Below are 18,636 nucleotides of genomic sequence, written 5' to 3'. Positions count from 1 at the left end.
AAGGAAAGGATGATACCCGTTGGACTTATTTTATTTTCTGGCCATTGTGGTCATCGGCCTTCTGGTTCTCATCCCGGTTAATCTGAAGCTGTTCCGCAAGTCGGCGCAAAACCGGCAGCCGGAGAAACCGGCCGAAGACCAAGCTTCGGAAAACCGGGGCGGCAAGGGCGGCAACTTAACGGACGACCGCGCTGCCGAAACCGCCGAACCGCGGGGAGAATCTCCTGCAGTCAATTCCGGCACTTCTGCCGAAGCTCCTGCAGCCGCTGCTTCTCCTGACCTTGCGGACGCTTCACATGCCGGCATGGCCCCCGGACGCCCGGCTGAAGACCAGGCTCCGGAACGTGCCGTTCAGGCGGCTTTCCAGGCGCCTGAAACCGCCGTCGCAAGTCCGGACGCCGCTCCAGCGCCTTCCCCGGAAGAGCTGGAGGAGGCACGTTTCGCGCCGGCGGCTGACGAGCCCCTCCCTCCGCTTGCGCAGCAGCCGGAGGGCGAGCCCGAGCTGCCTCCACGCAGCCAGCGGCATGCGGGCCACACGCACGGCCGCAAAGCGTCGCTGCGCGGCGGCAGCATCCGTTCGGCGGCGCAGACCCGGCCTGCCGAGGCGCCGCTGCCGGCGGAGCTGCCGCACGAAGCTGGCTCACAGCCCGCGGCAGGCACACTTGCAGCGGCGCACTCCGGCGGCGGTGCCGCCGAAAGCCCGGCCGCTTCGGCCGAGCCGGGGCTGCAGCTGCACCCCTTCGCGGACCGCAAGCGCAGCGCCGAACCGCTGCAAGCGGCGGGCGCGGACGGTGCCGCCGGCCCTCGGGCGGACGAAGCTCCGCCTGAACCGGCGGCGCCGTCGGACGCGGCTCCTGCGGCCGCAGCCGGCTCCACCCCGGCTGCGGACCGCACGCCGTCCGGCGTTCCTGCGCCGCATGCCGGCGAAAGAGCCGCTGCGGCTCCCGCCGGTGCGGCCGACGGAGACGACGGCGCGCATTCGGACATGGACTACCGCGAAGCGCTGCGCCGCGGACTCCGTCCCGAACCGGAGACGGAAACCGCGCCCGAGCCGCGGAAGGACGAGAAATACGACGACCGGAAGTACCGGGATACACTGCGGGACATGTTCCGTGAAGCGGCGAAAAACGCCGGCAGCGGCGGAACGGACAACCGCAAGTAATAGCCGAGTTCATCGGTCGTTCAGCACACAAAAAAACCCGCGTACGGAGATTTCTCCGCATGCGGGTTTTTTGTGGTATCATCCGGTCCCGTCAGTGACGAATGACGGCTCAGTTTGGGCTTAGTTTCCGCCGCCGTATACCCGGTATGCCGAATGAAGCGTCGGGCCGACATACTGGTTCAGCGGGAACGAATGGCGGATCGCTTCGGTGATGAAAGCTTTCGCCGTGTGGACGGCTTCCCTTACGGATTTGCCTTTCGCCAGCTCGGCTGTGATCGCCGCCGAGTACGTGCAACCTGCGCCGTGCGTATTCGTTGTTTCGATGCGGTCGGATTCCAGCAGCTCGAACGTTTCCCCGTCGTACAAGACGTCGACCGCTTTGTCGTGCTGAAGCTTGCCACCGCCTTTGACGAGCACGTATTTGGCACCCAGTTTTTTGATGGCAGTAGCCGCTTCTTTCATATCTTCCACGGTGCGCAGAGGAGAATGTCCGCTAAGCTGGGCCGCTTCGAACAGATTCGGCGTCACGATCGTGGAACGCGGCACCAGTACGTCACGCAGGCTGACGGTCGTTTCGGGGTGAAGCGCCTCGTCGTTGCCTTTGCAGACCATAACCGGATCGATGACGACGTTTCCGACGTTCTCGCGGTCGATGGTGCGGCCTACCAGCTCAATGATTTCAACGGAACCGAGCATGCCTGTTTTCATGGCATCCACGCCGACTCCGTGAAGAACCGTCTCCAGCTGCGGCGCGAGCACCTCGGTGGAAATCGGGAAAACCTGATGGGCCCAGCCGTTATGCGGGTCCATCGTAACAATCGTGGTCAGTGCAGTCATTCCGTATACGCCGCGCTCCTGGAACGTTTTCAGGTCGGCTTGGATGCCGGCTCCTCCGCTGGTGTCGGAACCCGCAATCGTTAATGCTTTGTACATAGTCTTGTCCTCCTTGCGATAAGGTCTTCGGTGTCGAATCAGAGGTGCGGTTTATAACGATCCTGCTCGAAAATCGTCTACTCTCTATCCTACGGCACCGCGTGAAAATGTGCAATACGCCGGAGGCGCCCGCTGGTTCTGCGGATCTGGCTCTCACCTGCGTACGGCGCGAAGCATCCAGCGCCCGGCGCCCGGCACCGCGTGAGGATGGTCACCTGTCTCGCAACGAAAAAAACCGCCTTTCGGCGGCTTTCTAGTACCAGCTTTCACATAACGGCCTGCCCGGGAACGGGCGGGACGCCTTACAGCAAATTTTTGAAATCGTCCGCGGATATGCCCTCTTCCACCGCAAACTCGAAGTCGTCCACATCGTATATCTGTACCGGAATTTCCGCCTGAATGATTTTTTCCACCAGCTCGACCTGATCGGTCAGCATAGGCGCCTTCTCGTGCAAGGCCGTCAAAATCAGCTCGGTTTCCACCGGATCGAACGATTCCCCGTAATGAGCGTTGTCCACGGAATTAATGACGGTAAAAGAGACCGTGTCGTTCACGAGGATCGGCGGGCTTTTACGCCACGGGACGGTAAGGGCCCGTTCGATTTTTTTCTTGTTCAGCGGGTCCTCGAAAAAAGTGATCAGCTCTCCGATCATCCCTTTAACATGCGCGTCCTCCTGCGGATCGGGCATAACCGGCTCCGGGCTGTCCTTCAACTCGTACAACTCGGCAACGGTGGAGTACGGCAAAATATATTCTACCGGACGTCCGGGTACCAGCAGTTGTCCATATATGGCAACCAGGACGGACTCGATAATAAAGCGTCGGCCCATCGTTTCTTCCCCCTTTGTAGATCGGCACAGCCAAAATAGTCAACTACCATCATAACACTTCCCTCAGGGTCCTTCCAGCGTTATGGGAATATTTTGTCCGGCCGGGGGATCTGCGCAAGAAGCCGTAGCCTCAGGCAAGTACGGATTCGATCAGTTTCAGCTCTTCCGCGGAGAATTCAAGGCCTGAGACAACCGCCGCATTCTCTTCGATCTGTCCCGGCCGGCTTGCGCCGATCAGCGCCGAGGTCAGGCGTCCCTCTCTGAGTACCCAGGCAAGCGCCATTTGGGCCAGTGTCTGCTTGCGGTCGCCGGCGAGCTCGTTCAGCCTCCGGATTTGCTCCAGCTTCTCCGGCGTCACGTCTTTTTCCTGCAGGAAGACCGACGGTTTGGCCGCGCGGGAATCCGCCGGAATGCCGTCCAGGTATTTCGTTGTCAGCAGGCCCTGTGCCAGAGGACAATACGCAATGCTGCCGACGCCGTTTTCCTGGAGCACGTCCTGCAGCCCGTTTTCGATCCAACGGTTGAACATGGAATACGACGGCTGATGAATAAGCAGCGGCGTGCCCAGCTCCTTCAGAATACGGATCGCTTCAGCCGTCTGTTCCGCCGTGTAGTTGGACACGCCGACATAGAGCGCTTTGCCTTGCCGGACCATCGAATCCAGCGCCATCATCGTTTCTTCGAGCGGCGTTTCGGGATCAAAGCGGTGGGAATAAAAAATATCCACATAATCGAGCCCCATCCGCTTCAGGCTCTGATCCAGGCTGGCCGTCAAATTTTTGCGCGAGCCCCACTCCCCGTAAGGGCCTTCCCACATGAGATATCCGGCTTTGGAAGAAATAATGAGCTCGTCCCGGTAGGGCGCGAGGTCCGTTTTCAGAATCCGGCCGAAATTTTCTTCCGCCGAACCCGGCGGGGGACCATAATTGTTCGCGAGATCGAAATGAGTAATACCCAGATCAAACGCTTTTCGGATCATCGCGCGGCTGTTCTCATACGAATCCGATCCGCCGAAGTTGTGCCACAATCCCAGTGAAATGGCCGGCAGCTTCAAGCCCGAGCGTCCCACCCGGTTGTAAACCATAGAACCGTAGCGACCCTTATCCGCCAAATAATGCATAACTATAAGCACCTCCGTTGATGAGTAAGCAGTATGCCCATTGCGAACTTCTTGCCTGCTCCGCTTCCCCTTAATGGGAAAGCCGTATACATTGGAATTCGCCCGCAAGCTTCATTTACCTGCCGCGCCGCTTCCCAAACGTTCAGGCAAATTTAAAAAAGGCGGCTCCTTCAAGGGAACCGCCCTGCTTTTATCCGGCCATAAGATTTTTGGTATCCTGGGGACTGTACACCGAGATGTGATCTACCCTGCCGGTCGATTTCGGAATGACAAACTTCAACTGAAACTGGCTTCCCGCTGCGTACGTATAAATCGTATCTCCGCCGTTGACGGTTACTTCCGCAGGCTCGCCCAGCGTCTGTTTTATATCCGCAAGAGCAAGCTGCCGGAGGGCTTTATCGTAGGAACGCACATCGAAGATCAGCATCCCTTTGTTAAAGCCGAAAGTAACTCCGCGTTTCGCGTAGGTCGCATATTGGCCTTTCCCCGCCCCTTCTTGCTTGTCGGGCTTGCCCCATTTCTTCTCCACCTCGTCAATAAGTCCTGTGTGGGCGGCATACTCCACGCCCGCAATCTGTCCTTTGCGCGCCAGCTCCATCAGACCTTTAACTTGCGCCGCTTTATCGGCAGCGGCCGAGCCCTCATCATCCGGCTTCGCCGTCGGAGACGGGGCTGCGCTCGGAGCCGGGCTGCCGCTCGGGCTTGCCGACGGAGTCGGCGAGGCGGAAACGGTCGGCGCAGCCGTGGGACTCGGCGCGGGTTTCGAATCCGAGCCGCATGCCGTCAATGCAAGCGGCACGGACATAACGGCTGTCACCAGCAGCAGTCGGCTTTTATGCGTTAAGTTTGAGTTCATGCTTTCATCACTCCTCGGATCGTTTCAGGGAGTCTGCGCTCCCCGTTTTTTTCTGGGCCGTGATTCACGGATCTGGCATATGCCGGTTTACGGTCGGCATCTTGCCATTCCGGCCTGCGCCCGGCAAGGCCCGAACGTTTCTTCCCGGGACTGACTCCGGATTAAAAGGAGGGGATTCGGACCGGCCGGACCGGGTCGGGACCGGCACACGGCTTGCCATGCGGCATGCCGGGCAGGTTGCGCAGTGCTAGGCGGCACAAGACGGTGGTCAACCACTGCTCCCGGCATCTTTATAAATCGCCTGCTTTCGCCCGCGTACGCTTCTCTCCGCCGATTTGATCTCGGACGGGAGCTCCACTATACTTGAAATGGATACACCATCCAGACCCTATTTCGAGTATACTCCAGGAGGCAACCATGATCAAACAAGCGGGCACGATTGCGGTTTATGTGGATGACCAGCAGGCATCCCTCAAATTTTGGACGGAGCGGGCCGGGTTCACCGAAGCGGCCAACCATCCGATGGGTCCCGATGCGTCTTGGATTGAAGTGGCGCCGCCCGGCGCGCAGACGCGCCTCGTGCTTTATCCGAAGGCCATCATGCCGGGATGGGAAGAGCAGAAGGCCGCCATCGTTTTTGAATGCGACGATATTCAGGAAACCTACAAGACATTGTCCGCCAAAGGCGTCCGTTTTCTGGAAGCGCCGAACCAGATGCCTTGGGGAACCTACGCGCGTTTCGAAGATATCGACGGAAACGAATTTTTGCTGAAACAATAGAATTTCAGAAGAATCCGGCTGGACCATCCAGCCGCACAAAAACACCCGCCTTTACGGACGGGTGTTTTTTATTTTTGCTATGTTAAATCTTATTAAAGGAGCTGATTAAACTTGCTAAGGGCGGACGAGACTTATTTCCTATACTGGGATATTTCAATAACAATATAACAAAATACAATATAAAATTATTGTAAAACGATAAATCACATGCTAAAATCATGTTGTCATAAATAAGTGAGGTGCTTTAAATGAATGTTAAACGAGGTTCAACCATTTTCTTAAAGGTAATTATTTTTCTGGCTGGAATTGCAGTGCTTGCTTTGTGTATCTATTGGTTGCCTGAAGCAACGAGGAGAGATGCCCTAGCAAATCCAGATTACCATTACCAGGTTTACCCCCTTTTAGTATGCGCGTATGGAATCTGTATTACGTTTTCTGTTGCATTGTATCATGTATTTAAGCTATTAACTTATATCGAAAGGAACAATGCTTTCACCGAGTTATCCCTTAAATCTTTGAAGGTTATAAAGAGATGTGCCTTTACAGTCATTTTCTTCATTTTGTTTGTGATAGTAGACTTAATGGTGCTTGCTAAAACTACAGGAGATGACGCGGCGGGTCCGATATCGCTAAGTCTAATGGGTATTTTTGCAGCAAGTATTGTTGCAGTCATTTTAGAAGTTCTTCAAAAACCGATCATACATCTCCTGGATAAAAAAGAGGTGTTATAAATGAAAAAAGCGTCCACCTTGTTTTTAAAATTAGCGGTTATTCTTATGGGGATTCCAGTTCTTGCTCTGTGTATATTTTTAGTGCCTAATGTAGCGAATTTTGCAGCCGAATTATACCCAAATATCGCTTCAATGAAATATTTCGTTTTCATCCTTATGTATGGAGCGGCTATCCCTTTCTATTTTGTCCTCTATCAAGCTTTCAATCTATTGCGCTATATGGATAAAAGCAAATCATTTTCGCAATTATCCGTAAATGCATTAAAGAATATAAAACATAATGCGATTACCATCAGCAGTTTATATGTATTAGGCATGCCACTCATTCATTTTATAGCGAAAAAAGTTGACCCTCCTATTGGATTATTGGGACTCGTTATCATTTTTTCTTCGTTGGTTATCGCCTTTTTTGCTGCTGTCCTACAACGGCTTTTGCAAGAAGCGATTATCATAAAATCAGAAAATGATTTGACGGTCTGAGGTGGAGGATGTGGCAATTAGTATTAATATTGATGTGATGTTAGCAAAACGAAAAATGAGCGTAACGGAGCTTTCGGAGAGGGTTGGAATTACGATGGCGAATCTTTCCATTCTGAAAAACGGGAAAGCCAAAGCGGTTCGTTTTTCAACATTAGAAGCGATATGTAAGACTTTGAATTGTCAGCCAGGTGATATACTGGAATACAATAGCGACGAAGACACTCAATAAAAACAGACAACTAATTAATTTAACTAACGGATACGATAGCTAAATAAACCGCCCTTTACAGGGCGGTTATATTTTTTGTTGAAAATCAACATTGAGAATTAACATAGCCTTATTTTTATAAAACGGACCACGATTTTCCGCCATCCTTGGTCTGTACCAGAACGGATCTCTTCTGATCCTTCGTTTCGAGAAGAATCCAGCCCACATTTTCCGAAATAAATTGGAGCTGGGTCAACTGAGGATATTTGCTCCACGTTCTCGACAAGATTTTATCCTCGCTCAGCGGCGCCCACGTTTTGCCTCTGTCCGTCGAGTGATACACGATATTTTTATCCAGGTACCATCCGTCCGTCTCACTCAGGAAAAAAGGCAGGGTGAACGCGTTTGACTCTTTGTCGGTTCCGACTTTGAAAGGCGCGTAACTCCAATTGACGCCCCCGTCGTCGGTGAACAAGCCGTGAAACTGATCCGCCTCGCTGCTCGGACAGCTGAACGGAATCCAGCCTTTGCTCCGGTCCGACCCGAAGAAAACGGGCTGCAGCACGTCCACTACCTCGCAGGTCTCGCTGCTCCGGGCACTGGTAATTACTTTGCTTTCTTTCCAAGTCCGTCCGCCGTCCTCGCTCCGGTACATTTTCGGCTGTCCCTTCACTTCCATGGACAGCCAGCCTGTCCGCAGATTCTGGAAAGTCAGTCCGGTAATGGTCCCATCCTGGGGAAGATCGGCATCGGCTGTCCGCTGCCAGGTCGATCCCCCGTTGGAGGTGGAGTACAGGACGTGGCCGGAATCGGCCTTGGACGGATCGGTAATGCTGAGCATCCAGCCGTTCTGCGGCGTCTGAAAATCCAGCACGACCGGGTTCATCTGTTCGGGCAGTTCAGCGGCTTTCCAGCTTCCTCCACCGTTCTCCGTCTGCCAGATAGTAGTCTTTCTGCCCTCCAGGTCGCTGCGGACGATCCATCCCCTCTGCTTGTCCAAGAAGGAAATAGCCTGTCCGTAGCCCGGTGAGAACTTGAAATTACCGGCCGATGGTGGAGACACGTTCTGCCAGCTCTGCCCGCCGTCCTGCGTCCGGTACATGCGCAAGGACTGGTTCGTGACGCCCCAGGCAAAGCCCGTCTTTTCATCGATCAGATGAAAATCGAGCAGCCTTGTCTGGATCTGGAACTCCGAAGGAGTATCCTTCTTGGTATCCGGCCCCGGCTTGACCGTCGGCTGCGGTTCGGGAGTCGCCGTCGGTACCGGCGCCTGAGGCGCGCCGGCCTCTTTGCTGCTGTCCGTACTCAGGCAGCCGCTTAACAATCCTGCCAAAAGCAGGCCTATCAGGAGCAGAGTGCTTCTGCGAATCATGCTGATACCTCCTAACCGGTCAAAGTACAACCATTTGCGTAATCCTGTTTGTATGCCGGCGTGCAAGCAGCCGGCTCATTTTCTATCGAAAAATCGCTATCTGAAATTTTGCGGGGTTAAATACCTTATCCTATTGTAAAGAATTTTTCGCTTTCCTTCCACCCCCCGGCGAAGAAGTGCCGGAACAAGCCGCTGTCTGCGCTTACGCGAAAGTTGTCCGGAACCAACATAGTGGACCCCGCCCATGTTTTCAGCCGGTGGTCAACACTGTTTCTCTAGACCCACACGGTTATCGTCCGGTACGATAGAAGTCCAGAACTAAGCAGGGCTATGGAGGCAGCGCAAGTGGACGCATATAACGATTTAAAACAAGGCGAACGGGGTGCGTGGACATCCATTGTCGCCTATATCGCACTGACCGTACTTAAACTCGGCATCGGATACCGGGCCGGTTCGGAGGCGCTCACGGCCGACGGCCTTAACAACGCCACGGATCTCATCGCCTCCGTGGCTGTCCTGATCGGCCTGCGGATCTCCCGCAAGCCGCCCGACAGCGACCACCCTTACGGCCACTTCCGTGCCGAGACCATTGCGGCGCTCGTCGCTTCCTTTATCATGTTTGCCGTCGGCATACAGGTATTCATCCAGGCGGCCGGCTCTTTCACGGGCCCGAAGCTGGAAGCCCCCGGCATGCTTGCCGCGTGGGTCGCTTTGCTGTGCGCGGCCGTTATGTACGGCGTGTACGCCTACAACATCCGGCTTGCCCGCAGGATCAACAACAAAGCGCTGCTGGCCGCCGCTTACGACAACCGCTCGGACGCTTTCGTCAGCCTGGCCGCTTTCGCGGGCATTATCGGAGCGCGGCTCGGGCTTCCCTGGCTCGATCCCGTTGCCGCCGTTCTCGTAGCCTTTCTGATCTGCAAAACGGCCTGGGGCATTTTCATCGATGCCGCCCACGCGTTAACGGACGGCTTCGACGACAAGAAGCTGGTGCTCTATAAACAGACGATTGCCGGAACACCCGGGGTGGAAGGCATCGAAGACGTCAGAGCCCGCGTTCACGGCAATCAGGTGCTGCTCGACGTCGTGATCGTTGTGGACTGCCGGCTTACCGTCGCCCAGAGCCATGATATTGCGGAGGATGTGGAGCAGCGGATGCTCCGCAAGCACAAGGTCGGTCATGTGCATGTGCACGTCGAACCGACCCCGATGTAAACTCCGGATGATTATCTCTTGAACCTCACGCTGCGTTATGTGTTATTCTCCAATGCATAGACATGAAGCAGAGGTGATCGTTGTATGTTGGATTATATTTTACAGTATAAGTGGGCGTTCTTTATCGGAGGAGAGGCGGTTTTCTGGGGCAGCATTGTGTGCTTTCTCCTGCTTCGCTACGTCTGGAACTACCGGAAACTGAGCAAGCTTTTTATCCTGCTGTTCCTGCTTAGCGATTTGTGGATGGCGGCCATCGGTTACCTGGATTACAGGCGTACCGGACAATTCGAAACCTTCCAATGGGTGATTCTGATCTTTCTCGCTTACGCGCTGTTTTTCGGGCGGAGCGATCTGCGCAAGCTGGATGCCTTTATCGCGGTAAAAACCGCAAAATGGTGGGGGATTCCGGATCACGAGCTTCCTCCCGCCGAGCCGAAATTATCGGGAACCGCCCATACGCGCCGCGAGCTGAAGAACTTCACCGTTCATTTCGTTCTCTATGCCGCCGTTACGTCCGTCCTGATCGTGGTTTACGGAATCGTTCCCGAGCAATCGCTTCCGCCCGAACCGTCCGGTCCGTATGCTATACGCCTTGCCTTGGCCGGCATTGTGAACCATGAGACGGCGGCCTCCGTTTTGAAAGTGTGGAGCCTCATACTGGCTATCGATGCCGCCATTACGCTGTCATATGTGATTTTCCCCAAAAAGCCGGATAAAACGGCGGCCTCCAGGTAGGGTTTTGTCCGAAACGGTCGCCGTTATAATGCGTCGGACGTAAGTCCGGCCGCTTGAAAGCAGCTCAAAAAGCCCCGGGCGCACCGGGGCTTTTGTTTTTTTGTCTTTTGCTAACCTGCCAGCCTCACAGTGTAACGCATATCTCCCGTTTGAGCTCGTGCCGGTGTGCCACGCGGCAAATCAGACGCAGGTATCAGATCACGAAGTCGAGCACTTCACGGTAAGGCAAATACGCTTTCGTCCCCGTTAACGGAGGCGAATATACGTGAAGGCTTACAATCCGTTCTTTATGCTCGTTGCGCATTTCGTGAATTTGGCCGCGGGGGGCATACATGCACTCGCCGCTGGCGACGGGAGCCGCCATAAAAGGCTCGGGATACCCGCCCCGGTCCAATTCGTACCACACATTGAGCATCTCGCCTTCAATAACGCGGGCACAGCCGATCGAAGAACCGTGGTCGTGAATAGCTGTTTTGCCGTGCCCCGGCAGATGGATCACGACGACCTCCACATCGGCCGTCCGCAGAAGCACATGCCGGCCGTAAGCCAGACGCTCCGGCTCGGTAACGTGCGGTGCGATTTTGTCTTTCGTCAGGGACAAGGCTTCCAGTCCTGCCCTAAGCTCGTTCATCGTCGGTTTTTTCAAACCGCCGAACGCATGTTCAATCGATTGAAGCAGATTCATGCCGCATCCTCCTGTATATCAGGTATTCTTATGGAATGAATAACCGGAATTGATATCAGGATATGGGCCGGACAGCAGGTTGGTGCCTGATCATGCCTTGCGGTTCAGCTTTAAAATACGACGAAATCCGGCTCCTACCGCCGTTAAAAGGCCCGCCCGGAAGATTCCGGACGGGCTTTTTCGCGTTGCGGCCGTTATCGTGCCGCGCCGCGCACAGGATACTGCGCGCCGCGTGAGCACGCGGGGGTGGTTCCCCGCGAAGCGCCTGCGGACCGGCAGGATTACGCTCCCGCCGCGGGGAAACTGGCTTTCCGCGGGGGATTACGCTCCTGCCGGGCCCGCTCCGGCTTACGAACACCGCCGACTGAAAGAACAGCCGGGGCTGCCTTCGCAAGCCGGGAAACTCCGGCCGGACGAGCGACCGCCTAAGACGTGCGCTAACCGTCTTATTGGTATTGGTTTAGCTTTTCGGTTTAGCTTTTCGGTTTAGCTTTTCGGTTTAGCTTTTCGGTTTAGCTTTTTCGGTTTAGCTTTTTCGGTTTAGCTTTTTCGGTTTAGCTTTCGATTTAGCTTTAGCTTTCGGTTCCGGCTTCCGCTTTCGCCGCCTTATGACCGAGGCCGCCGCAATTGTGCTCCAGCACGGCCGTCACCGCTTCCGCCACCGATGAGGTCGTATGACCGGCTCCCGCTTTTACCTCATCCCGGCTTTTGATCATCGCAAAGCTGTGCGGCGTCAGGGCAAACATCGGCAAATCGTTGAAAGAATCGCCGATGCACGCAGCTTCCTCATGCCGGAGACCGAGCTCTTTAAGCAGCCGGGCCAGCCCGGTTCCTTTAGAAACCCCCGCCGGCATCAGATCCATACAGTCGTGATCGGAAATGACGGCCTCCACGCTGCCTTCATATTTTTGCATAAGCTCCTCGCGGAAAGACAGCAGCTTCTCCATATCGCCGAACAGGGAAAGTTTGCAGGGCTTCACCTGCCCCGAACGGATTTCCCCGCCGATATCGGGCTGAAGATGAACCGGACTCAACTGACGCTCCTCGTAAGGCCGGGAAGCGTCCGTGCTTTTGTGAAGGCGAATCGTCTCGTCCGAGCAGCAAACGAAGAAGACGAGTTCCCGCTTCGAGACGATCTCGAACAAATCGGACGCCCGGTCTGCCGGGAAATGCGAGGCATGAAGCTGCTCTCCTTCCCGGGTGTAGACGGCGGAACCGTTCTGGCTGATACCGTAAGCCCCGACGCCTACCCGGTCCATAATTTTCCGGATATCAGGATACAGCCGGCCCGATGCGATGCAAATCTGCACGCCCTGCCCGGCCGCCTCGCGCAGCATGCGGGCATCCGAGTCCGCGACCTCCAAATCGGCATTCATGAGTGTACCGTCCAAATCCGTTACGATCAGTTTAATCATGCTGAGTATCCCCCTCTACGATGAGCAGCTCCACATCATGCCTTTCCAGCAGGCGGAGTATGCTTTCTTCCGGTTCGCGGTCCGTCACGATCACATCCACATCTTCCAGACCGGCAACTTTATAAAACAACTGTTTGCCGAATTTCGTATGATCCGCCAAAACGACGACACGGTCAGCTCGGCGGATCATTTCACGCTTGATGGAGCCGTCCTCTTCGTGCGGGTAGGAAAGCCCGTCCGGACTGATTCCGCAGGCACCGAGAAACAGCAAATCGACATAATAATCCCCCAGCTGCGCCAGGGCAGTCGCCCCGAACAAAAACCGGTGTTCCAGATCAAGCTGCCCGCCTAGCATATGCACCTTGAAGCTTTTACTGTCTGCGAGTTTCGCCGCAATATCGATGGAGTTCGTCACAATCACGTTATCCGTTGTCTGGATATGCTCGGCGACCGTCGCAACGGTCGTCGACGTGTCGAGAAACAAGTAATGCCCGTCGCGGATCAGCTTGGCGGCTTCCCGGCCGATCTGCCGCTTCTCGTCCGACGCTTTCTGCATCCGATCCTTGTACGCGGTCACCGCTCGGTTCATCGAGGGCAGCATGGCTCCTCCGCGGGTCCGGACAATGAGCCCCAGCTCATCCATCCGCACGAGATCCCTGCGCGCGGTATCCCGCGACACGTCGAACCTGTCGCAGATTTCCTTCACGTCCATCCGCTGATGCTCCCTTAAGTAGTCCATAATCGCTTCGATTCGTTCTTCCTGAAACATATCGGCACACCCTTAAGTGATTTCATGTAATGCGATAATGATTTATAAGTAATTATAAGTTTTTTTAAGTCGTTTTGTCAATCAACCGTAATTCCCTTTGAAAACCACCCGCCAACAAACAATCACTAAAACAAAAAACAATTACAAAAAAGCGGCTGATAAATCAGCCGCCCTTTTTAACGTTTTATTAACATGCCCTGTATGAGTTCATCTCACTGCCGCCTAAAGGCGTTCCGAAATCGAATCGATCATTTCCCGGATTTTGGCTCCCGATTTGCGGAGCTTCTCTTCTTCGTCGTCGCTCAGAGGCAGCGTAATAACCTCCCGCACGCCCGTACGGTCTACAATACACGGTACCCCGAGATACACGTCGGACATGCCGTGATAATTGGAGACGAACGTCGATACGTTCAGCACCGCTCCCTCGTCGCGCAGAATCGCGGTACAAATCCGGTCGAGCGCCAAAGCTATCGCGTAATACGTCGATCCCTTCGCTTCGATAATCTGATAAGCCGCGTCCCGCGTATTCCGGAAAATTTCGTCCTTATCGTCCTGATTCAGCTCAAGAGGCAGGCCGGCAAAATTCGCCAGACTCCATAGAGGCACTTCGGAATCCCCGTGCTCTCCGACAATCGCCGCATGAATGCTGCGCGGGTCCACTTGAAGCTTCTCGCCGATCAAATAACGGAAACGCGCGCTGTCCAGCAAAGTTCCCGAGCCGATGACACGGTTGACGGGCCATTCGGACTTTTTCCACGTAAAGTAAGACATAATATCGACCGGATTGGTCGCCACCAGAAGAATGCCTGTCTGGTTGTACTTCGTCACATTCTCGACAATGCCGTTAAAAATGTCCACGTTGCGCTTGAGCAGATCCAGACGGGTTTCCCCCTGCTTTTGCGCGACACCCGCACAAATAATGATAATATCGGCGCCTTCACAGTCGGAATAGTCACCCGCCCATACTTTGACCCTGCCGGTAAACGGCAGGCCGTGGTTCATATCGAGTGCGTCCCCGTTCGCTTTCGCGTGATTATAATCGATGAGGACAAGTTCGGACATCCGCTCTCTGAGCAGAAGGGTATACGCCGTAGTGGAACCGACGGCCCCCGTTCCAATGACAACGATACGTGTTTTTTTGGCTGTTTCCAGGTTATCGAATTCGTTAGCAGACACGAGAACCTCTCCTTTCAGGGGAATTCTGGTATTATTGTAGGCGAATTTCCCACCAAAAAGCAAACGTCCGGTCTACAAAACGATAAAATATGCCCGGGATTGCTCGAAAAGCACCGGCTGGTCCAGTTGAAATCCTGTGCCGATATATCCGCAGGCCTGCACCGGGGCAAGGCGCGCCGGTTCGGGATAGCCGCCTTCTTCCAGCCAGTCCGCTCCCAGCACCGCAGCGGTATGTTCCCACAAGCAGCAGGCCGGACCGATCAAATAATCTTTATGCATCGCCAGAGCCGTTCCTTCCTGCCGAAGCATGTACGCGCTGCGCAGATCGTCCAGCAGAGATCCGCCGCAGCCCGGGTGAATTTCCCGCCCTGTCTGGAGCGCATTCGCGGAACTTTCCACTCCCGCAGCAAGTTCGAAGCGCGCGGTCTGCCTGCTGCCAGAAGGATAATACGGTTCCCCGCAGGGCCATACGCCGTCTTCCTCACTCAGGACCGCCGCAGGGCGGAAACCGAAAGAGCTCTTAACGGAACGGCCGCAGCTTCCGTAATATCCGGCTCCCCCGTAGCTTCCGAGCACCTCCACAAACGGTTTGCGCCGCGACCGGGATATCAGATCGAACAGCGCCATCTCGGTCAGATCCGCTTTGACATTCCCCCAGAGAACGCGGTACAAACGGACGATATCGAGCGCTTGCGCCGTCGTCGTTTTTTGGAGGCGGTACAGAAAACGGGCCCAGGTCACAAGATCGAAGTACTTTTCATTCACCGCCATCAAGCATTCTCCCCAGCCTGTCTCTCCCGCCTCGTCCGTAAGCTTCAGGAGCCCGTACCTGCAGTTCTCCAGCTTTCCTTTGGCATGATGATAGCAGCAGGGAACATCGAATTCAAACAGTTCAATGCGGATAATTCGTGCGTCCATTTCTTCCTTTTCCACTCCTTTTCTCCCAATGACGCTTGCGAGGTTAGCTGCCGGGTTCGGGTTTGAGAGACCCCTACGGATACTTATTCCGATTCACCCCAGAAACGTGGGTCCCCCGCTTCTCTTTCGAGAATTAAGCGCGCAGATGAAGATGATGACAGAGCCGCTCCGGCGTCCGGACACGCTCTCCGAAGCCGCTTTCTGCGGGCCCTGAGAGTATGTTACCCCCGTGAATCGGGCCTGTAAACAAATCCGGCGGACAGCCCGATTCCGTTTTGATCCATGTAACCCCATTCATTCTATCGTTGCTTCATCAGGCTGATCGGTGCTCATTCTTTCTCCTTTTATCAGAAAAAAAGCCCCGGTATCCGGGGCTTTTTCGGTAAGCATTATCGTTCGGTCAGATATGGGCGCGTGCCTTGCCTCCTCCGAGAGTCGGGTTTGCGCCGTGGTCTCCGCGATGGCGGAGAAGCTTGCGGAGGTAAGGAAGGATGTAATAGTCGGCTCCGAACTTGCCGGCGTTGGCTCCGGCGGCGATGACGATCACACCAAGCAGGATCATCCAAGGGTTCGTGCTTACGGTACCGGCGAAGAGGAACATGAAGTTCATCAGTACCCCGAAGAATGCTGCGGCCGTCGTCAGTGCGCCGAGGACAAGACCCAGTCCTACCAGAAACTCTCCGAGCGGAATCAGTACGTTAAACAATTTGGCGTTCGGCAGTGCGAAGTTTTCCAGGAATGCGGTGAAGGTCGGATAGACCAGCTCGTTGGTCGCTTTATCCATAACCGGCTTCGCTACCGCGCCTTTCAGGAAGCCCGTGGCGTCAAATCCGCCCGTCAGTTTGTGCCATCCTCCGGTGATCCATGCGTATCCGAGGTAAAAGCGGAGGATGAGCATCAGACCTGCCGCGTAGACGTTCGTTCTTAACCAGTTAAACATATAAATTTCCCCTTTCAAGCTGCGTATTCTATATGATGGTTTTGCGTGTTTCCGTTTTTTTAAAGCCAGTACTGCTCGATCAATCCGCATTCCGCTTCCAGAGGAAGGGGAAGTCCGGTTTTGCCGGCCGCTTGCATTCGGACGATTTGCCCTGCCTGCACACAATCGAAGCATAAATCCTTATAACCTTCGGGGTGCTGCTGAAGCCGGGCGCCGCATGCCTCACAGTGTGCGGGTGCCGCGTTTACAAGATGAAGGGCGGTCATGATACTCGCATCCTTTCGCAGTTCGCAATTTATTTTGTGAATATTTTCACATTCTTGGCCGTAGAAAGCTTTTCTTTCCTCCCCGAATCATTCAGGAAGTTCGGATGAGCCGGCGGAGCCGTCAGCTCTGGATACCAGAGGCTTTAACCGGCAGTCTTCGCAAATCCAGGCGGATTTGATTTTTTTCACGATTGGAATACCGGAACCGCATTGCGGGCATCTTCCTTGTTGAACCTGCGGGTCAGCTGTCTCTTTCATGGCTCCTTCACCTTCTTTCGTGTGTTGTTCTCTCTTTCTGACTTTAGTATAGTCCTCCCCCGGGAGGTATGTATGTGATATTAATCACACTTAGCCCGAAATAAGTGATAATAATCATGTTCAAGCATTCTTCATAATGAAAGCCGTTACTTAATAAGGTCATGTGAATAATATCACAATCACTTAAAACCAGAAGTTCTATACTTCTTTTAGATAGCCAAATATCCGCAACAGCGCTTCCGGCAGGTTTGGCTGCCTAGCGTTTCTACTATAGAAACCGTAACAACGACAGTCCGAACATAACAAAATTTTGCACAAAGAGAGATGACCCCTATGCGAAACCATACTGCCGTCTATTTCACGAATGTCCGTTTTTTCCTGATCCTGCTGGTCGTTCTGGTTAACCTGCTGCTAACCCTCCCGCCTCTGCCGGAAGCCGCGCAGGCTGTCGTGACCGCCATTTTCACGTTTCATCTGCCGGTGTTCGTGCTGGTAACCGGTTATTTCGCCAAAACCTACTGGCAGAAACCCGACGCGGCCGCCGGAATGCTGCGGATCGCGCTGCAGTATCTTTTCTTTCAGACCTTGTACTCGGTCCTTGATCTGTTCTGGCTCCACAGCCCCGGCATCCGGTATTCGTTCTGGCTGCCTTATTGGATGCTCTGGTTCCTGACCGCGCATTTCGGCTGGAAGCTTCTTCTCATCCCGTTCACCCGGCTCAAGCATCCGGTTGCCGCCGCCGTCCTGCTCGGCGCCGCGGCCGGCTTCCTGCCGGCGGAAACGGGCGCGTGGCTTGGCCTGACGCGCACGCTTGTGTTCTTCCCGTTCTTCCTCGCCGGATACTACTGGCGGGAAGAACGGGAGCCCCGGCGGCGCACGGCTGTGCAGCGCCGCGCGATCCGGGCCGCCGCGGCGCTGCTGCTGCTGGCGCTGCCCGCGTTCTGGCACGCGGCGGGCGCGGATAGCGCCGCGCAGTGGCTCGCCGGCGGCGCCGGCTACGCGCAGCTCGGCGTCCCGGCCGCGGCGGGCACGCTGCTGCGCCTCGGCTGCTACGCGGCGCAGGCCGCCGCTTCGGCCGCGTTCCTTCTGCTGCTCCCCCGCGCGGAAAGCCGCTTGACCGTCCTCGGCGGACGGACGGTCTACGTCTTCCTGCTCCATGGCGCCGCCATCAAGCTGCTGGGCGCGGCAGGGCTCATGGAGCTGCTGGCCCGGCTGATGGGCGCGGGAGCGGCGGGGACTGCCGCGGCTCTTGCGGCGGGATGTGCGGCCGCGGCCGCGATCGTGGCGGCGCTGTCGGGCCGCCGGTTCACCGCCGCGATGCGCCCCTGCATCGAGCCGGATGCGGCCCGTGCCCTCCGCTGGCTGCAGCGGAGACTGCCCGGCCGGACGCGCAGCACGTACTAGCCGCCTATGCGCGGGCCCTGCCGGTTCGGATTGCGGCTGTTGCCGGCGTTCCCCGGAATTTCGCCGCGATGCGGCGCATAGGAACGTCATCAGCCGCCGGACTCACGAGCGCGTACCCGTCAGCAGGTTTTTGACGCCCGGCACACTCGGTCTTTGCACCGGCTTATCGCTGCCTGGTTGTAAGCCGCCGCCGCTTCCAGCCGTTCATGGACTAGAGTCGCGCGGCGTATCGGTCCACAGCGAAAAAAGCCCGGCCTGAATAATGAAATGCACCCCTTAGAATGGACATTGGAAAAACCCTTGGGTAATTCCGATGAAATTCTAGGGGGTGCATTTTTTATGCCAGCGAGAAAAGGACAAAAGTTCAAGCACTATACGGAGGA

General features: G+C 55.4%; 20 protein-coding genes and 1 riboswitch. Of the genes, 8 read left to right on the top strand and 12 right to left on the bottom strand.

The window, feature by feature from the left end; translation table 11 throughout:
• The first annotated feature begins 19 nt into the window (after positions 1 to 19).
• A complete protein-coding gene (locus tag C4S74_RS14430) occupies positions 20 to 1,162 on the top strand; it encodes a hypothetical protein (protein ID WP_103996006.1) in 1,143 nt (380 codons plus the stop codon).
• A gap of 120 nt (positions 1,163 to 1,282) precedes the next feature.
• Here C4S74_RS14430 and pdxK read toward each other — a convergent pair whose 3' ends face one another.
• The 4 genes from pdxK to C4S74_RS14410 all read right to left on the bottom strand — a co-directional run bounded on the left by pdxK (position 1,283) and on the right by C4S74_RS14410 (position 4,901).
• Positions 1,283 to 2,095, bottom strand: coding sequence for a pyridoxine/pyridoxal/pyridoxamine kinase (gene pdxK, locus C4S74_RS14425; RefSeq protein ID WP_103996005.1), 813 nt, complete (start codon positions 2,093 to 2,095; stop codon positions 1,283 to 1,285).
• A 302-nt stretch (positions 2,096 to 2,397) separates the two neighbouring features.
• Positions 2,398 to 2,925 carry an ADP-heptose synthase gene (locus C4S74_RS14420; RefSeq protein ID WP_103996004.1) on the bottom strand — a complete coding sequence of 176 codons (528 nt, stop codon included), beginning with the start codon at positions 2,923 to 2,925 and terminating at the stop codon, positions 2,398 to 2,400.
• 130 nt (positions 2,926 to 3,055) lie between these two features.
• On the bottom strand, positions 3,056 to 4,045 hold the full coding sequence (gene mgrA / locus C4S74_RS14415; protein ID WP_103996003.1) for an L-glyceraldehyde 3-phosphate reductase: 990 nt from the start codon (positions 4,043 to 4,045) through the stop codon (positions 3,056 to 3,058).
• A 190-nt stretch (positions 4,046 to 4,235) separates the two neighbouring features.
• Positions 4,236 to 4,901: a YjgB family protein gene (locus tag C4S74_RS14410; protein ID WP_103996002.1), complete on the bottom strand. Its 666-nt coding sequence runs from the start codon at positions 4,899 to 4,901 to the stop codon at positions 4,236 to 4,238.
• Positions 4,902 to 5,318: 417 nt separating this feature from the next.
• Between C4S74_RS14410 and C4S74_RS14405 the strand changes: the two genes are divergently transcribed.
• The 4 genes from C4S74_RS14405 (at position 5,319) to C4S74_RS14390 (ending at position 7,121) form a co-directional block, all read left to right on the top strand.
• Entirely contained in the window at positions 5,319 to 5,681 is a 363-nt protein-coding gene (locus tag C4S74_RS14405; RefSeq protein WP_103996001.1) for a VOC family protein, read from the top strand.
• 248 nt (positions 5,682 to 5,929) lie between these two features.
• On the top strand, positions 5,930 to 6,412 hold the full coding sequence (locus C4S74_RS14400) for a DUF2975 domain-containing protein (protein ID WP_103996000.1): 483 nt from the start codon (positions 5,930 to 5,932) through the stop codon (positions 6,410 to 6,412).
• Positions 6,413 to 6,892: a DUF2975 domain-containing protein gene (locus C4S74_RS14395; protein ID WP_103995999.1), complete on the top strand. Its 480-nt coding sequence runs from the start codon at positions 6,413 to 6,415 to the stop codon at positions 6,890 to 6,892.
• Between the two features lie 10 nt (positions 6,893 to 6,902).
• A complete protein-coding gene (locus C4S74_RS14390; protein WP_103995998.1) occupies positions 6,903 to 7,121 on the top strand; it encodes a helix-turn-helix transcriptional regulator in 219 nt (72 codons plus the stop codon).
• Between the two features lie 115 nt (positions 7,122 to 7,236).
• On the opposite strand, the gene C4S74_RS14385 is transcribed toward C4S74_RS14390, so the two are convergent.
• A complete protein-coding gene (locus C4S74_RS14385) occupies positions 7,237 to 8,472 on the bottom strand; it encodes a YCF48-related protein (RefSeq protein WP_103995997.1) in 1,236 nt (411 codons plus the stop codon).
• A gap of 345 nt (positions 8,473 to 8,817) precedes the next feature.
• Here C4S74_RS14385 and C4S74_RS14380 point away from each other — a divergent pair, with 345 nt between their 5' ends.
• Both C4S74_RS14380 and C4S74_RS14375 read left to right on the top strand, forming a co-directional pair.
• Positions 8,818 to 9,687 carry a cation diffusion facilitator family transporter gene (locus C4S74_RS14380; protein ID WP_103995996.1) on the top strand — a complete coding sequence of 290 codons (870 nt, stop codon included), beginning with the start codon at positions 8,818 to 8,820 and terminating at the stop codon, positions 9,685 to 9,687.
• 84 nt (positions 9,688 to 9,771) lie between these two features.
• Complete coding sequence (locus C4S74_RS14375) at positions 9,772 to 10,422, top strand: hypothetical protein (protein ID WP_103995995.1); 651 nt, start codon at positions 9,772 to 9,774, stop codon at positions 10,420 to 10,422.
• 193 nt (positions 10,423 to 10,615) lie between these two features.
• Here the strand turns inward: C4S74_RS14375 and C4S74_RS14370 are convergent, their stop codons facing one another.
• The 7 genes from C4S74_RS14370 to C4S74_RS14335 form a co-directional block, all read right to left on the bottom strand.
• Complete coding sequence (locus tag C4S74_RS14370) at positions 10,616 to 11,107, bottom strand: cysteine dioxygenase family protein (RefSeq protein ID WP_103995994.1); 492 nt, start codon at positions 11,105 to 11,107, stop codon at positions 10,616 to 10,618.
• Between the two features lie 572 nt (positions 11,108 to 11,679).
• Positions 11,680 to 12,522, bottom strand: a complete 843-nt coding sequence (locus C4S74_RS14360; RefSeq protein ID WP_103995992.1) for an HAD family hydrolase — start codon at positions 12,520 to 12,522, stop codon at positions 11,680 to 11,682.
• Entirely contained in the window at positions 12,515 to 13,291 is a 777-nt protein-coding gene (locus C4S74_RS14355) for a DeoR/GlpR family DNA-binding transcription regulator (protein ID WP_103995991.1), read from the bottom strand. Before C4S74_RS14355 ends, C4S74_RS14360 begins: the two co-directional genes overlap by 8 nt.
• 222 nt (positions 13,292 to 13,513) lie before the next feature.
• The gene (locus tag C4S74_RS14350) at positions 13,514 to 14,467 is read right to left on the bottom strand and encodes an L-lactate dehydrogenase (RefSeq protein ID WP_103995990.1); all 954 of its coding nucleotides are present in this window, start codon (positions 14,465 to 14,467) and stop codon (positions 13,514 to 13,516) included.
• Between the two features lie 72 nt (positions 14,468 to 14,539).
• A complete protein-coding gene (locus C4S74_RS14345) occupies positions 14,540 to 15,400 on the bottom strand; it encodes a hypothetical protein (RefSeq protein WP_103995989.1) in 861 nt (286 codons plus the stop codon).
• 2 nt (positions 15,401 to 15,402) lie between these two features.
• A riboswitch (cyclic di-AMP (ydaO/yuaA leader) is annotated at positions 15,403 to 15,535 on the bottom strand.
• Between the two features lie 250 nt (positions 15,536 to 15,785).
• The gene (locus C4S74_RS14340) at positions 15,786 to 16,325 is read right to left on the bottom strand and encodes a DoxX family protein (protein ID WP_103995988.1); all 540 of its coding nucleotides are present in this window, start codon (positions 16,323 to 16,325) and stop codon (positions 15,786 to 15,788) included.
• A gap of 59 nt (positions 16,326 to 16,384) precedes the next feature.
• The gene (locus tag C4S74_RS14335; RefSeq protein WP_103995987.1) at positions 16,385 to 16,591 is read right to left on the bottom strand and encodes a hypothetical protein; all 207 of its coding nucleotides are present in this window, start codon (positions 16,589 to 16,591) and stop codon (positions 16,385 to 16,387) included.
• A gap of 591 nt (positions 16,592 to 17,182) precedes the next feature.
• Between C4S74_RS14335 and C4S74_RS14330 the strand changes: the two genes are divergently transcribed.
• Positions 17,183 to 18,253 (top strand): acyltransferase family protein, encoded by a 1,071-nt coding sequence (locus C4S74_RS14330; protein ID WP_103995986.1) that lies wholly within the window; start codon positions 17,183 to 17,185, stop codon positions 18,251 to 18,253.
• Positions 18,254 to 18,636 lie beyond the last annotated feature (383 nt).

The organism is Paenibacillus sp. UNC499MF, from assembly GCF_900107975.1.
In the GTDB taxonomy this organism is placed as follows: Bacteria; Bacillota; Bacilli; order Paenibacillales; family NBRC-103111; genus Paenibacillus_F.
The sequence above is the reverse complement of the archived record's forward strand: the minus strand, read 5'-3'. Positions and strand labels throughout refer to the sequence as shown.